The 13,534-nt window shown below is 60.7% G+C and carries 11 protein-coding genes and 1 pseudogene; 4 read left to right on the top strand and 8 right to left on the bottom strand.

What is annotated here, in order from left to right; all coding sequences use genetic code 11:
• The first annotated feature begins 300 nt into the window (after positions 1 to 300).
• Both CA833_RS21545 and CA833_RS21540 read left to right on the top strand, forming a co-directional pair.
• Entirely contained in the window at positions 301 to 1,281 is a 981-nt protein-coding gene (locus CA833_RS21545; RefSeq protein ID WP_207081138.1) for a hypothetical protein, read from the top strand.
• A 406-nt stretch (positions 1,282 to 1,687) separates the two neighbouring features.
• Positions 1,688 to 2,392 carry an SOS response-associated peptidase gene (locus CA833_RS21540; protein WP_370584619.1) on the top strand — a complete coding sequence of 235 codons (705 nt, stop codon included), beginning with the start codon at positions 1,688 to 1,690 and terminating at the stop codon, positions 2,390 to 2,392.
• 42 nt (positions 2,393 to 2,434) lie between these two features.
• Here the strand turns inward: CA833_RS21540 and CA833_RS21535 are convergent, their stop codons facing one another.
• A complete protein-coding gene (locus tag CA833_RS21535; protein ID WP_207081137.1) occupies positions 2,435 to 2,713 on the bottom strand; it encodes a hypothetical protein in 279 nt (92 codons plus the stop codon).
• Positions 2,714 to 2,923: 210 nt separating this feature from the next.
• Positions 2,924 to 3,364, bottom strand: a complete 441-nt coding sequence (locus CA833_RS21530; protein WP_242526590.1) for an AraC family transcriptional regulator — start codon at positions 3,362 to 3,364, stop codon at positions 2,924 to 2,926.
• Positions 3,365 to 3,917: 553 nt separating this feature from the next.
• Between CA833_RS21530 and CA833_RS21525 the strand changes: the two genes are divergently transcribed.
• The gene (locus CA833_RS21525; protein WP_207077948.1) at positions 3,918 to 4,859 is read left to right on the top strand and encodes an IS110 family transposase; all 942 of its coding nucleotides are present in this window, start codon (positions 3,918 to 3,920) and stop codon (positions 4,857 to 4,859) included.
• A gap of 55 nt (positions 4,860 to 4,914) precedes the next feature.
• On the opposite strand, the gene CA833_RS21520 is transcribed toward CA833_RS21525, so the two are convergent.
• The 3 genes and pseudogenes from CA833_RS21520 to CA833_RS21510 form a co-directional block, all read right to left on the bottom strand.
• Positions 4,915 to 5,481 carry an RNA polymerase sigma factor gene (locus CA833_RS21520; protein ID WP_207081136.1) on the bottom strand — a complete coding sequence of 189 codons (567 nt, stop codon included), beginning with the start codon at positions 5,479 to 5,481 and terminating at the stop codon, positions 4,915 to 4,917.
• Between the two features lie 1,565 nt (positions 5,482 to 7,046).
• Positions 7,047 to 7,325 (bottom strand): fibronectin type III-like domain-contianing protein, encoded by a 279-nt coding sequence (locus tag CA833_RS21515; protein WP_207081254.1) that lies wholly within the window; start codon positions 7,323 to 7,325, stop codon positions 7,047 to 7,049.
• A pseudogene (locus tag CA833_RS21510) lies at positions 7,316 to 7,450 on the bottom strand (transposase); the annotation flags it as partial. The pseudogene CA833_RS21510 and the gene CA833_RS21515, both read right to left, overlap by 10 nt.
• Positions 7,451 to 7,507: 57 nt before the next feature.
• Here CA833_RS21510 and CA833_RS21505 point away from each other — a divergent pair.
• A protein-coding gene (locus CA833_RS21505) for an IS3 family transposase (protein WP_207079409.1) occupies positions 7,508 to 8,679 on the top strand; the annotation gives its coding sequence in 2 pieces (ribosomal slippage) (positions 7,508 to 7,772 and positions 7,772 to 8,679; 1,173 coding nt in all).
• Between the two features lie 1,000 nt (positions 8,680 to 9,679).
• Here CA833_RS21505 and CA833_RS21500 read toward each other — a convergent pair.
• The 3 genes from CA833_RS21500 to CA833_RS21490 all read right to left on the bottom strand — a co-directional run bounded on the left by CA833_RS21500 (position 9,680) and on the right by CA833_RS21490 (position 13,284).
• On the bottom strand, positions 9,680 to 10,885 hold the full coding sequence (locus tag CA833_RS21500) for a diacylglycerol kinase family protein (RefSeq protein WP_207081135.1): 1,206 nt from the start codon (positions 10,883 to 10,885) through the stop codon (positions 9,680 to 9,682).
• Positions 10,848 to 11,981 (bottom strand): hypothetical protein, encoded by a 1,134-nt coding sequence (locus CA833_RS21495; RefSeq protein ID WP_207081134.1) that lies wholly within the window; start codon positions 11,979 to 11,981, stop codon positions 10,848 to 10,850. The genes CA833_RS21500 and CA833_RS21495 overlap by 38 nt, the downstream gene beginning before the upstream one ends.
• A gap of 496 nt (positions 11,982 to 12,477) precedes the next feature.
• On the bottom strand, positions 12,478 to 13,284 hold the full coding sequence (locus CA833_RS21490; protein ID WP_207081133.1) for a MipA/OmpV family protein: 807 nt from the start codon (positions 13,282 to 13,284) through the stop codon (positions 12,478 to 12,480).
• Positions 13,285 to 13,534 lie beyond the last annotated feature (250 nt).

Genomic DNA, 13,534 nt, shown 5'->3' with positions numbered 1-13,534 from the left:
ATTTTGTTCCGTTCAGTATTCGAGTCAACCAGCCATGAGGCTTTGGCGGCAAACTGCTCACTTAATTCCTGCCAAGACCTTGATTACACACACCCAATTCATTCGGAAAAGAGAGGCAAGGCAAAGGACCGGAGGCTGCCCAAGCAGCCACAGGCTGCCGAATGGATTTACAAAGCGCGCCGGCAGCGCCCACCGTCCGCAAGGCCACACCCCTGCCTCCTGAGGCTTTTGCGTCGTCCGCTGCCGCCCGCGCGCGCCCCCCAGAACATTATCTCTATATAATAGATACTTATTCCCGATATGGCGAGCGGCAAGGAGGCGATGATTTTTCCCGTGTCCATGAGGTTTCTGAAACTCGCGTGGCTGGCAGGCTTTGCGATAATCGCAGTACTTTCTCTCTTGCTATGGCTGTGGTCACCTGGCCTTGAAAGCTACGAATTCGAAAAGGCGGACGAAGGCATTCAGACAATGCCCAAGTCGTCCTGTGCGGATGATGTCACCCGCAAATTCCCCGGAGACAAGTCCGCGCGCAGCGGCGCCTGTCACGATGCCGAGGAGCATCGCCTTGCCGTGAACGATCTGGTACAACAGACACGTGCCGCCGACGCTGCGGTAGCGCAAGTCGTGCTGGCGAAGCAGGCGATCTGGATGTCGTTCGTGCAGACGATCGGCAGTATCGCGGCGCTCATCGCAGCGGCCATCGCAGCACTCTACGCGCATCTCGCATTCGATCACGAACGCAGCCGCTCGGCGCTCGCCGAACGCCCCTGGCTCAAGATCGGACTTTCGCCTGCCAGTAACTGGAGCGTCGAAAAGGAGAAGGAGGATGCAACCGGTACAATGATCGACAAGGGAAGGCGCAAGATCAAATGCGACGTGCGCCTCGAGAATGTCGGAAACTGCATTGCCCAGAACGTGGTCATGTCCCTGCGCTTCTACTCGGGGGCGGGTAAGCCTGCGCTCGACAACGCGATAAAGGCCGGGCGCGCCGACCTCGACGCGCCGCGCTTCGGAGAGGAGGACCGCACGAACATCCTGCACGACGATTTCGTGACGATCGACCGTACCGTCTACGCCTCGCTCGAAAAGAGGAAACATATCTACGCACTGGCCTGCGCCAGCTATACGCTGCCTGACGGGAACAAAGGCTTCAGCTGGCAGGCGTTTCGCCTCGCCAGCATCGGCCCGGATGGGACCCAGTCCGAGGTCAAGCTTTCCGATCTCGATGTGGACCAGGGCGATATCGTCTTTCAGCAGCGCGGATGGACGGGGGCGGAATAACGTACATGTCAGGTAAGCAGGGCGCGCCGGCAGCTGCCGGCCCATGTCTTGATCTGGCGGTCGCATCCAACAGGGACCGGCGCCCGGTAGCTTTGGCCGCCAAGCTGCAATGGGCAGGAAATGAGGAGAAAGGGTGCAGGGGCAGATGTTTCAGGGAAGGACGCATGTCCTTCCCGCAATCCCAGGGACCTGCCCCTTCACCTGCATCACCTGCCTGCCCCGCAGCTCCCGGCCCTCACCTGCCCGGCTCCGCCACATCGCACGGTTGCGCAGCACACCCGTGCTCCGTTACCGGACGACCAACCCTGCTCTCCTTCTCCACTCGCCTGCCCCTCTCGGCTACATATTAGCCTCAGGCATCGTGTGCAGCGCCACCCTGCACACGATGCCTTTGTATCTAAGCGGTTTGCGCCCTTCGAAACCGGAGCGTAGTTTGCGACGACGAGGAGATCCTCCTATCTGCAATCTCTACCGCCTGACCACGCCTGCAAGCGCCGTTGCCCAGTTGTTCGATATCGAACCCGCTGCCGGTGCCAATTACAAGGATGTAGTCGCACCGACCGACCCCGGCCTCATTATCGCCGGCCGCCAGCTCCGGGCGACGGCCTGGGGTTTTCCTCGTGTCGATATCAGCAAAGTGACGGGCCAGCCACTCAAACCGCGCGCGGTTTATAACACCCGCACGGAAAGGATCGGCTCGCGCTTCTGGCGTGCGAGCTTTGCACATCGTCGCTGCCTCATCCCCGTCAACGCCTGGGCCGAACCGGAGGGCCAGGAGGGAGCGATGACGCGCACATGGTTCTCACCCCCGGACCTCGACATATTTGCAATCGCCGGCATCTGGCAGCGTAGCGCCGAGTGGGGTCACGTCTTCTCGATGTTGATGGTGCCTGGTCACCAGGCGATGGCCGACCTCAACGATCGCATGCCGGTGATCCTGCGAAGCAAGGACTGGACCACCTGGACCGAAGGCTCGCCAATTGCCGCGCTTGCGCTCTGCAGGTCATGGGAAGAGGGCCTCGTCCGGGAACCCTGCGATGAATCTTGGTCCAGCGAACTGCGGATCGACAAGGATCCGGCGAAGTCCCGGCAGCTTTCCCTGCCTCTGTGACGGGTCCTCAGGCGAGGAAATTCAGCTGCCATGGCAGCGCCATCATCGCAGAGTAATAAGGCCTCTTCCTAACACGCTATGAAGACGCTTCGCGCGCTCCCGCGTCGAGCGAAATCCGTCTGCCCAGAGTGCGTCGATCAGGGCCTGCCCAGCCCTTTCGACCGCTTGCTTGTTTCCCGAGATATTGACCGCCTGCCGAGAACGCTGCGATGGACGTTCGTTTTTCATGGAGCCGTTCCAGAGCAGTCGCTCCGACAGCATCGGATCGACTGCTCCAGGATTCTGCTTTTGCGCGTTTTCAGAGCCATCACTTGATTTCATCTGATGACTCTGAAAACGCTCTCGCCGGCGCCACTTCGGACGTAAAACGGGAAGCATCCGGATTGGTTGGTTCCTTCCAGGAGGCAGCCCAGAACGCCCAATGCTTGCCTGCCGACAAGCTAACCGGCCCATCCACATCTCGGCTGTTCGGACTCGCAGAGGGCAGCGCCGGGAGAATTTCTCGTGAACTGCCCAGGCGCCAAGACGGCGCTAGGCCTGCGACAATGTCTGCCGCCAACGCGCCGGCGTCATGCCCATCTGCTTTAAAAACGCCTTGGTGAGGTGGCTCTGATCCGCGAAACCGCATTCGAGAGCAACTTGCGCGATCGGCATGACATTGTCGCCAATCAGCACGCAAGCCTGTTCGATACGGCGTTCGATCAACCAGGCATAAGGGGAGACACCCACTGTCTCGGTAAAGGTCCTGATGAAATAGCATGGCGAGAGCCGGCACGCTTCGGCGATCTCGGGGATGGCAACTTGTCCGGCAAGTCTCGCACGCAAGAGCTTCATTGCCAAATTGACCTGCCAGTCGGCCAGCTTTGGCTTCCGGACGAATGCAAAAACGCTCGCTTTCTCGTCCCCGCGCCGCAACGTCGTGAGCAAGGGCCTAACTGCCTCGGGCGCGTTGCCGTATTGGCCCGCAGTCATGCGTTCCCAGTCGCCACGGCGACCTCCCTTGGGTTGCAAGCGTCTCGACTTTCCCACCGTGGGATCGCCCGAACGCTTTGCGGCCACCACCGGTCGCCCGGTCGGTTGCCCGGGGAGACGCGGAGGAAACCCTGTAATTCCCGCTCCCCAGACAACCGGGACCAATGCAATGCGCCCTTTTGCCGAAAATATTTTTTGAAAGCGGCTTGAGTGCGCCCGTCGGCCAAGCAAAACATGGGCGCCGGGTTAAAACGGTTGATCAGCTTGCATCGGAGCAATTGATCTAAAGTTTTGGATTTAGCTATTTTGGCCCGCCATCAGGTAATTCCACCTGATTGGAAAACACTTGTCTTATGACATTACCGTCCGTTTGGGCCATGCTGGATTGCCCGGACCGGGGTGGCCACCCCGGTCCGGGCGGAAGGGGACGGATCGCGAAACCGCCGGTCGTTAAGGGACCGGGTTAGAGTAGGATCGCCCCTTTCTTTTCCATCAGGCCCGAACGGATACCGGGGTTTTGGACCCGGATGACAAGCATGGGACAGCGGAAAAGATGAGCGACAATCTACCACAGACAATCGGCATCGACATCTCCAAAGCGAGCCTCGATTGCCATGCCTACCCCGTCGGCGCCGAGCGCCAGTTTGCCAATACCGCCAAGGGGCACAAGGCGCTGATCGCCTGGCTGCGACAATGGCCGATCGAACGGATCGCCTACGAGGCAACCGGAACCTATCATCGCGCACTGGAGGCGGCGCTGACCAACTGGCCTTGTGTGAAGCTCAACCCTGAACGGGCCCGGCGCTTCGCCCAGGCGACTGGCACATTGGCCAAGACTGATCGCATTGACGCCATCCTGCTGGCTCGTATGGCCGCAACCTTGCAGCCAGCGGTCAGACCCGCTCGAAGCGCACAGCAGACCCAAATGGCGGAACTCATCAATGCCCGAGACGGCTTGGTTCGTGATCGCACCGCGCTCAAAAATCGTGAGAAAAATCTCACCATCGCGTTTCTCAAGCGCCAGTGTCGCCAGCGGCTCGAACAGATCGATCGACATATCGCGGCCCTCGACGCCGAGATCTCCAACCTGATCGCCGCCGATGCCGTACTCGCTCGTCGACACCAGATACTGACCAGCATCGCGGGTGTGGGAACGCTGACCGCCAACCAGCTCATCGCCACCATGCCCGAACTCGGCAGCCTTGAGAACAAGCAGGCCGCGTCCCTTGCCGGCCTTGCACCGATCGCGCGGCAATCCGGACAATGGAAAGGCAAAAGCTTCATCCGCGGCGGACGTGCCAACGTGAGGCAGGCCCTCTATATGCCGGCCCTCGTCGCCGCCCGATACAACCCTGATCTCAAGGCAAAATACCAACAACTCGTCACCGCAGGAAAGCCCGCCAAAATCGCCATCACCGCCGTCATGCGAAAACTCGTCGTGACCGCAAACGCTCTGCTCAAAGCCGATAGATGCTGGGCGCAATCTCAGGCTTGATCATCACGGATACTCTAAAGGGCCCCTGGACCGGGACCCGCGATATCATGGCTCGTCATCGGGGCCGGCCAAGCCGAATACGAAGCAGTTCGACGACGCGCGTCAACTCTTTCTGCACAGTTCTGCGGTGCAGCCCGCGCAGCCGGGCGATATCGTCGAGGGACAGGTCGTCTCGGAACTTGTCGAGGAAGATTGCCCTTCTCTGTTCTGTGAGGTCCGCCAGTGCCTCCACGATTATGGCGAGTTCCCTGCGCGCCGCGGCGATCCTTTCCGGGTCTGGCGCGATGTCGGGAATTTCATCCAGCCATGCTTGCCGCACCGATACGATCCGCGCGGCCGCCTTGCGCCGATTGCGGCCGAAATTGAGCGCCATGCGCCAAAGATAGGCTCGCGGATTTCGAACCTCCCCGAGAACCGGTCGTCTCGCGAGCTTTTCGGAGGTATCCTGGAGAGCTTCATGCGCAGCATCGCGCGAGCCGAGTTCATTTTCGAGAAGGGACAGCATTTCCCCGGAAATATTGAGCAGAATTCGTTCCAGCCGGACCGCAGCATTCTCGTTGGAAATTGCATCATCCTTGCGAGCGAGGCTGGAATTCCGGGGATCGGGGGGATCCTCTTTCATGCCGCATCGGGTCCATCGATTGCGCACCTTGCAAGACTTGCCAAAGCTCCGACAGGCCCCTCACAGATTAGTCAAAGATACGCATTTCATGATGCCGAGTCAGATCGCCCCCGAACTCTCACCTTTCCAGAGTGTCCAACCGGCGGCATCCTGTACACGCCCAAGTCGTTAAAATATTGTCACACTTATTAATGCCATTGCCAGAAAAACCTGCGAATTGGCAATCTGCGTCCGACTTTATGCCGGTCCTGGATCAAATCAAGTCCGGGCAGCGCTCGCGCCTGAGCCGTTCAGCTCCGCCGGTTCTGCGGCTGACTTTCCCGCTCCGCATTTCGTGCCAGTCGGTGGAGAAACTGGGCGCCGTGCCCTTTTTGAACCCGATGAAGTCCTGGCCGCTAATCGCGATACGGATTTGGACTTCGGCCCCGAAGTCGACTTCGGCAGGACTCCTTGCCGGTTGCAGCTAACCGGAATGTCAACACGTTGGCTGGTCTCGCGCTGAACACGTTGGCCCTCTGGCCAGCCTCATCCACGTCGGTGCCCGCGCCATTTCCATTCACACCCCCGGCGGCAATCGCATCCACGGCCGCCGGCCCGAACCCCACTTCGCCACTTTGTCGAATTGATGCCTCGCTTCGATCCCCTCCCGTACCATCCCTCGCTACCCCCGTCACCAAAGCCCCTCCTCCGACCTGATCCGCGACAGATCCACCCATCGCCGGAAGAGCGGGACAAGCCGGACAAGCCGGACAAGCCGGACAAGCGGATGAAGACAGTCAAGAACAGGCCGAGTGTCGATGCGTTACGCCGAGAAAAGCAGCAGTGGCGACAAGTCCACTGTAAGCCCCGCGCACGTGCAAGCTGGCAGACATGCCGGGACGATGCCCCTCACCTCAGGCATCTGGGCAATGATGCTGCGGTCCCCGCGCTTGCTGACTGCTGCAACTGAAGGCGATATTCCAACAATCCACATCCTGGGGAAAACCACCTCCTGACGAAAAGCCGGTTTCCGGAGTATTGTAACCGCATGTCGATTTTCTGCCTGATCGGGCGGCACACGCCATCACCAGTCTCTCTCTCCCGGGCCAAGAACGACCGCTACTTGGCGCTATGCGACGTGTGCGGGGTTCCTCTGGAACGCGGTAACCGTGGATGGCGCGCCTCAGTGCCGAACATGCGAAGCGCTGCCGAGACGCCCACCGGTATTTCCCGCAACTGCTGAACTCGATTCCGCTTAGGCCCTGACATCACAGCGACATTTGGACGACATGCGTATCAGCGCTCGTGCGGGAGTACCGTGACGGCAGATATCGGGTTCTTGAGGATTTGCCAGGCGTTCTCGACTACCTCATGGGACTCATCGCGAGAGCAAGGATCGTGTCTCCGCCGATCGCGTCCGGCAAGTTCGGCCGCATCGCCCCGGCAACTCTACCGCGACGTCCAATTTACGCTCGCACCGCCGACACTGTCCTGGTCGCTGCTGACGCAGATCGCGCATGGTTTACCAACCCGCACCCAGGCAGGAGCGGCCAGGATGGCCACCGATAGCTGTGTATTGCGTCTCTTCAAGGTTCCACCTGGAGTTGTACCTTCCGGGTGTGCTCTGAATCGTCTCCGACCAGCAGATCGACGGGGCCAGGCTCAACGGTCCAGCGCATATTGCGGTCGAGAATTTCCAGTTGCTCCCGGCCGACCGCGAAATTGACCGTGCGCGTTTCACCCGGTTTGAGGCTGACTCGCTGGAACCCGCGCAATTGCCGGACTGGCTGCACCACGCTGCTAACAGGATGTGAAACGTAAAGCTGGACGACGTTGTCGCCAACCCGCTTGCCCGTTTCTCCGATCGGCTCAAGATCAGATAGAGCAGCTTGGCGGCCGCCTCATCATTGGCGAAATGGCCTCGCGCACGAACAGCGCGGCGAAGCTTGGAGTTTAAGGCCTCAATGGAATTGGTTGTGTAGACTGACCTGCCCCCCGCTGAGTGGCCCAGAGACTATGATAGTCTGGACCACGAAAGGGACGATGAATGCCGAGCAAGAAGCACAAGCCGGAAGAGATTATCGGCAAGCTGCGTGAAGTTGAGATTGTGCTGGCGCAGGGAGCGAGCACGGCTGAAGCCTGCCGCCGGATCGCGGTCAGCGAGCAAACCTATTATCGCTGGCGGAAGGAATATGGCGGCCTGAAGACGGACCAGGCGCGGCGTATGAAGGATCTGGAGAAAGAGAACCAGCGTCTTCGCCGGGCGATTTCGGACCTGACGCTGGACAAGCTGATCCTGCAGGAGGCTGCCAAGGGAAACTTCTGAGCCCTGCGCGGCGGCGGCGCTGCATCGATCATGTACGACGAGAGCTTCCGGTGTCCGAGCGACGGATATGCCGGGTGCTGGGTCAGCATCGATCGACACAACGCAAGGTGCCGCGCGGGGCGGATGACGAACAGGCGCTGACAGAGGATATCATCGCTTTGGCGAAGCAATATGGCCGTTATGGCTATCGCCGGGTGACGGCATTGCTGTGCCATGCGGGATGGACGGTGAACCATAAACGGGTTGAGCGGATCTGGCGGCGTGAGGGGCTGAAGGTTCCGCTGCGTCAGCCAAAGCGGGGACGCCTGTGGCTCAATGACGGTTCATGCATCCGCCTGCGGCCCGAATATCCGGGACATGTCTGGGCCTACGATTTCGTCGAGGGGCGGACGCATGATGGCCGCAAGTTCCGCATCCTCACGATCATCGACGAGGCCAGCAGGGAATGCCTGGCGCTCATCGTTGCACGGCAGCTCAAGCATGAGGATGTTCTGGCGGCCCTGGCCGACCTGTTCATCTCGCGCGGTCCGCCTGCACATATACGGTCCGATAATGGCAGCGAATTTATCGCGACCGCCGTCCAGAAATGGCTGGGCCAGATCGGCGTGAAGACACTCTACATCACACCGGGATCACCATGGGAGAATGGCTATAACGAAAGCTTCAACGGGTCGCTTCGCGACGAACTGCTCAACGGCGAGATCTTCTACAGCCTCGCGGAGGCCAAGGTACTGATCGAGGCATGGCGGCGGCATTACAACACCGTTCGCCCTCACAGCAGCCTGGGCTACCGACCGCCGGCACCAGAAACGGCGACACCGCCATATCCGGCCTCCGGTTCCGCTTCGCTCCACCTCCGTCCGGATATGGCGGTGATGAGCTTAATGCACTAACAAACCAATCGGTCCACTCGGTGGGGGCAGATCATCATCGAGCGCCGAGGTACCGAACCCTAAGTCACCCCGCTATTCACCAACCGTGCTGCAAGGCAGAACGGAAATAGTGATCCTTGCGCAGATGACCAATGCGAGATTAGCAATATCCATTCACATTAGAGACACCGCTCCCGGCCACCAGCCTCACAAAAAAATTAGCGAACGCTCACCACTCCCGGAAAACTCCTTATTTTCAAGATAGTATGGCGGTTAAAGCAGCTATCTTGACTTAACTTGGCCGAGCGAGCGACGATGCGTGCATTAGAAGCGCTGCTCCATAAGACAGCTCCGCTTTAGTCAGTCGGGCCAATCGCGCGAACTTTCTCAACGACATTAGAATCTTGATGAGTTTCGTAGAGGCCCGAGACTGACAGGGGGCAAGTTCACGATGCCTGCGAAGCGGCAGCGGCGGGGAACTTGTGGGTCAAGCTTCTCCATCGGTCCAACCGCAAGCGGCGCGTTGCCTTCTCACATTGGCTCTGCAAACAGCGAAACCTAGTCGGCGCTTCGTCAACGCCATCAAGCGCCGCCGTGATTTCGCCGCATGCTACGACAAGACCCGCCAACTTCGTTGCAACCATCAAGCTCGTTTGGGTTCCCCTACGGTGCTCCACATAATGAGATAATGCGTTGAAGAGGCGATTATGCGAAGCCTCATGGGGCTTGGTGCCGCACAAGCCGAAACAGGACAATCCGCTCTACCCGAGAACGTCATGGAGCGCCATCACACCGCGAGCGTGAGGGGCCAGATCTTCGATGGCGAGAGGCGCGGACGAGACTACCGCTCGACAAGCTGACACATTGAGGCGATTGAACTGCAGATGCACAACACGCAAGGGACCCGCAAAGCAGGCCAATGCCGATGCGCGTTCTCCCATTGCGTGAGGCCAAAAAACCCGAGGCCGCCGTAAGTTCTGCAGCAAAGCGGGCTAAGGCCAGCGCCCGAAAAGGGGACGAGTCAAACCGGAACAAGGAAGTTTATCCCCCGCCCCTCACGCACTTCGAGGTCGCCTCCAGGATAGCGCTCGCCATCGAGAACGAATTCGGATGAAAGCCTGAGCCGGAAGCGAGCCGGGTTCGAACGAACATAGCCGTTACGAATGAGCCACGAGCAACGAGCACCGGCGATGATGGCCGCACTCGAGGCCAGCAGCTGGCGCGCCGGGGCATCGACTGTGAGGAGGTTCATGCCGGTACGGCGGGGACCGAACACCTTCAACCCGAGCGGCAAGCGCTCGAGAGAGCCGGCCAACAGCATGAACGAGTGCCAGTCGGCGAGGCAATCGTCTTTGCCGAGAGCAATACCGACGACCTCGCCCTCACGCTGTTTCCCTCGCCGCTGTCGCCACAGGGCGCCTCCAATCGACGCCGCAAGCGACAAGGCCACGGCCGGGGTTCCGAACACACCGGCCCGGTGGACCGACTGAGCCAGGGCTGTTGCTTCGGCAAATGCGCCGGTTCCAAACAGGAAGCCGCACTGGTCGGGGCGATCTTTGTCACCATAGCATATCTCAAGTGGATAGCGCCGAGCAATCTGCCACTCTAGCTGGGTTAGGGCCTGCTCCAGCGTCCAGCCAGCCGGAACCCCTAAATCGTGCGCCAGGGCATTGGTCTTGCCCGAGGGGACCACGACGATGTTCGGCAGTCCTCCGCGAAAATACCGGGCTGCAAGTGTGAGAACATCCCGGATCGTTCCGTCACCGCCGTCGATCACCAGCAAGTCGGGATACTCGCGGGCGATGGAAGCCACCGCCCATTCCAGCTCTTGCACGCTTTTGGGCGCAACATGTAGGCGGGAGAAACCCGCCTTACCGCTGCCCTCATATGCCCCCTCGCTCGCTACCAATCGGTTGCGATGCGCTTTCGCATTGGAGATGACCGCCATGCGCAGGCCCGCTGTGTGGTACCTGACCGCCTCGCCCTTTCCATACCGTTGACGGGCGGGCTCGCCCATACAGCCGGCATTGTGGCCGTTTGCAACACCGGCCAGCCCCCTGAATCTCGCGTCGGGCTGCGCCCTGCCGCAACCATGACCAGCAATGCTTCGGCCGGCTGCCTCCTTTGGCGCCGGGCCGAATGCACGTTCGCGGCGCACCTGCAGTGCCGCGACAACCTGCCGGATCACCTCAGCGCCCCTTTCCTGCAATACGTTGGGGCGTGCCATCGCCGCCCGCCGGAGCAGCTTCGGCAAAGATTGGAACATCGTCGACGCCGTCGCGAACCCGCTGCGCGAGGCTGCTCGCAGCGCCGAGGCTTTCGCCGGGCATTCGCTTGGACCCCTTGAAAGTGTCGCTGAGCAGAATGGTGCCTTGCGCATCGGTCAGACGGACATCGGCAACCACGACGGTCCGGCCCGCGATCATGCCAATGACCGGCACAGCGCCGCGGAAACCGGCATTACCCTTCTTGAGGTGCGTGATGCTCGTCGCAAGGAGGAGTGAGCCACGCTCCGCGCGCTGGTCGCCCTCGCGCCAGATTTCTCCGAAATCATCGGACTTGGTGAGTTGGGCGATCGTCGCCTCATACGTTGCGGCCAGGTAGTAGGCCGGGACATTGGCGGTAGTGGTTTCGGGGAAGCGCACGGTGACAGCCGGCTTGCCAACATAGCCCGGCGCAGCAGGTGCCTCGCCCCGTCCCGGCACCGCCACGTATCGAGCGTGATCGTAAAGCGGCGAGGCACCGGCAAGCGCAGTGCCCTCGCTTATCGTAGTGCTGCCTTGCGACCGCAGGCTGGGATCGCCGGTCAGTCCAGCGTCCTTCAAGGCGCGAAGCGCCTCGTCCTTCGCGTCTTTGGGAAGCATGATGACGGCGGCATGGAGTGCACCGTTCTCGTCCCGGTAGACCATCGACAGTGTCTCGGCGCCGGGCCGGATCGCCTTGTAGAGCAGGCCCACGCCCTGCGGCGCGAGGCCCGCAACGACGTTCTTGGCACCGCGCATCAGGGCCTTGTTCGAATGATCGATCGAGAACGCCTCGACCGCCTCGTAAGGAACCGCATAGCTGACCTTGCCGGCCTCGAAAACGACCGCATCGCTCTCGAAACTAAGTTCGCCGCCGTGGTTTGCATCGATCGGACCAAAGCCGATGAGATGCACGGCGCCGCCTATCACCACGGGCGCACGATCATGAGGATGATGCGAAGGGTCCTGATGGCGCGGGGCCGCGTAAGCCGGCCCCGCGAGGACAACACCGGCTGCCAGAAACAGCGGAAGAAGCGGGCGATGAAGGAAGGAAGGGGAAATCTTGCGGACAGAGTTCATGGAAAAATCTCCTGGGCACGCGCCCGCACTCGTCGGCCCACGCATGAATGGGCCAAACGGGCGGCTCTGGTGCTGGACTGGGAAGTTTCGGCAGGGTCGCCGGCCTTATGCCTGCGTGTCCCTGCCTACTTGTGCGACCCGGTGGTTCGGCTTTTCTTGCCGAACGTGGCGGGATAGTTACGCTGACTTCCGGCAATCGCAGCCGGACAGTGAGCAATCAGTATTCAGGGAGCCTCGGCGCCCCATCAGATCAGGTGTTCATCGGCTTTGCATAAAACATGGCAATCTCCATTCAAAACTGAGACACTGCCGCGAAGCACTTTCCCCACGAGAAATTTCGGATCTTACGAATATTCCTCGTTAACCACTGAACAGACGCATTTAATTCGCTGCGCGCCTTGCGCAATTTGCCGCGCCTCCCATAGCCGAATGGCCGAATATGGGAGGGGACACTCTCTGACGCATGGCGCCGGAAGACATCCCCCATCCCCGATATTCAGAAGCGGTAACCGACAGACATGAAGCCCGCCGGCTGGGTCGTGTGATAGACAAGCGGGCTATCCTTCACGTCGCCAAGCAGCGTGGTTACACCGCCCGATGCGCTGACGATGATGTGGTCGGTCATGCGGTAGCTGACAGTCAACATGGCCGATGCATCCTTGAAGCCGCTGCCCATCTCGAACTGCGAAAGACCCGAGGCAAGCGACTGGGATTCGCTCACGCCGAAGTAGCCGTTGTTGTACTTGCTGTCCGCCCAGGTGGTCATGACCGTGGGAATGACAGTGATCCGCGAGGTGACGGGGATCGGGTACGAGACGCTGGCATCGGCAAGGAGACCCTTGGTCCCGCCAGCAAAGCCCTTGGTCGCACCAACGGTGGCGACAACGCCGCCGGCATTGACGCTGGCAAAAAGGCGTCCGCCGACGCCGATCGAAAGCTTGCCAATACCGTCGGGAACGTCCTTCGAGCGGTATCCCGGCATGACGGTGACACCGCCGCCGAGCGTGATCTTGCCGGTGTCGACGGCCTTGATGCCCACGCCGTTGCGAAGATTGGCGTAGAATGGCCCGACGTCGACATCGATTGCCGGCATCGGCAGCACCCGGTAGTCGTCGGCCCCCTGATAGGAAGGGGCATATCCGGCGCCGACACCGATGATGACATGATCGTCATCGGCCGAACTCGACTGCTCGGTGGGCAGACGGCCCCACTGCTGCGCGTTTGCAGAGCCGGCCCAGAGCAAGGGAAGGCATGCGGCTCCAGCTGCGATGAGGCGCGCGGGCCGGGTGAGATCGTTGGTCATGCGAGGCAAAAACTCCTTGGGTCCAGCCGTGTCGGCCAGGCCGTGTCCAAAAGCGAAGGAGCCTCAAGCCGTCCCATCACGCCAGGCGATGTCCTGCGGACAGCCGCCCTCTCCCGCCACGAACGGAGCGGGAGAGACTATGTCCGGGTCCGCGTGTGCGGCACCGGATCGGCAATCTGAGCAGGGCGATCGGCAAGGATCGGGACGGAATGTAAACTCCATTCGCTTGTGAGACACCGCTCGCTACGAG

The organism is Novosphingobium sp. KA1, assembly GCF_017309955.1.
Lineage (GTDB): Bacteria > Pseudomonadota > Alphaproteobacteria > Sphingomonadales > Sphingomonadaceae > Novosphingobium.
Note: the sequence above shows the minus strand (reverse complement) of the source record. Positions and strands in the feature narration are given on the sequence as shown.

What these genes read in the sequence shown, in the direction of transcription:
- CA833_RS21490 (WP_207081133.1), bottom strand. Translation starts at nt 13,284, where the DNA reads ATGACCAACGATCTCACCCGGCCCGCGCGCCTCATCGCAGCTGGAGCC.
- CA833_RS21495 (WP_207081134.1), bottom strand. Translation starts at nt 11,981, where the DNA reads ATGAACTCTGTCCGCAAGATTTCCCCTTCCTTCCTTCATCGCCCGCTT.
- CA833_RS21535 (WP_207081137.1), bottom strand. Translation starts at nt 2,713, where the DNA reads ATGAAATCAAGTGATGGCTCTGAAAACGCGCAAAAGCAGAATCCTGGA.
- CA833_RS21500 (WP_207081135.1), bottom strand. Translation starts at nt 10,885, where the DNA reads ATGGCACGCCCCAACGTATTGCAGGAAAGGGGCGCTGAGGTGATCCGG.
- CA833_RS21545 (WP_207081138.1), top strand. Translation starts at nt 301, where the DNA reads ATGGCGAGCGGCAAGGAGGCGATGATTTTTCCCGTGTCCATGAGGTTT.
- CA833_RS21530 (WP_242526590.1), bottom strand. Translation starts at nt 3,364, where the DNA reads ATGACTGCGGGCCAATACGGCAACGCGCCCGAGGCAGTTAGGCCCTTG.
- CA833_RS21520 (WP_207081136.1), bottom strand. Translation starts at nt 5,481, where the DNA reads ATGAAAGAGGATCCCCCCGATCCCCGGAATTCCAGCCTCGCTCGCAAG.
- CA833_RS21525 (WP_207077948.1), top strand. Translation starts at nt 3,918, where the DNA reads ATGAGCGACAATCTACCACAGACAATCGGCATCGACATCTCCAAAGCG.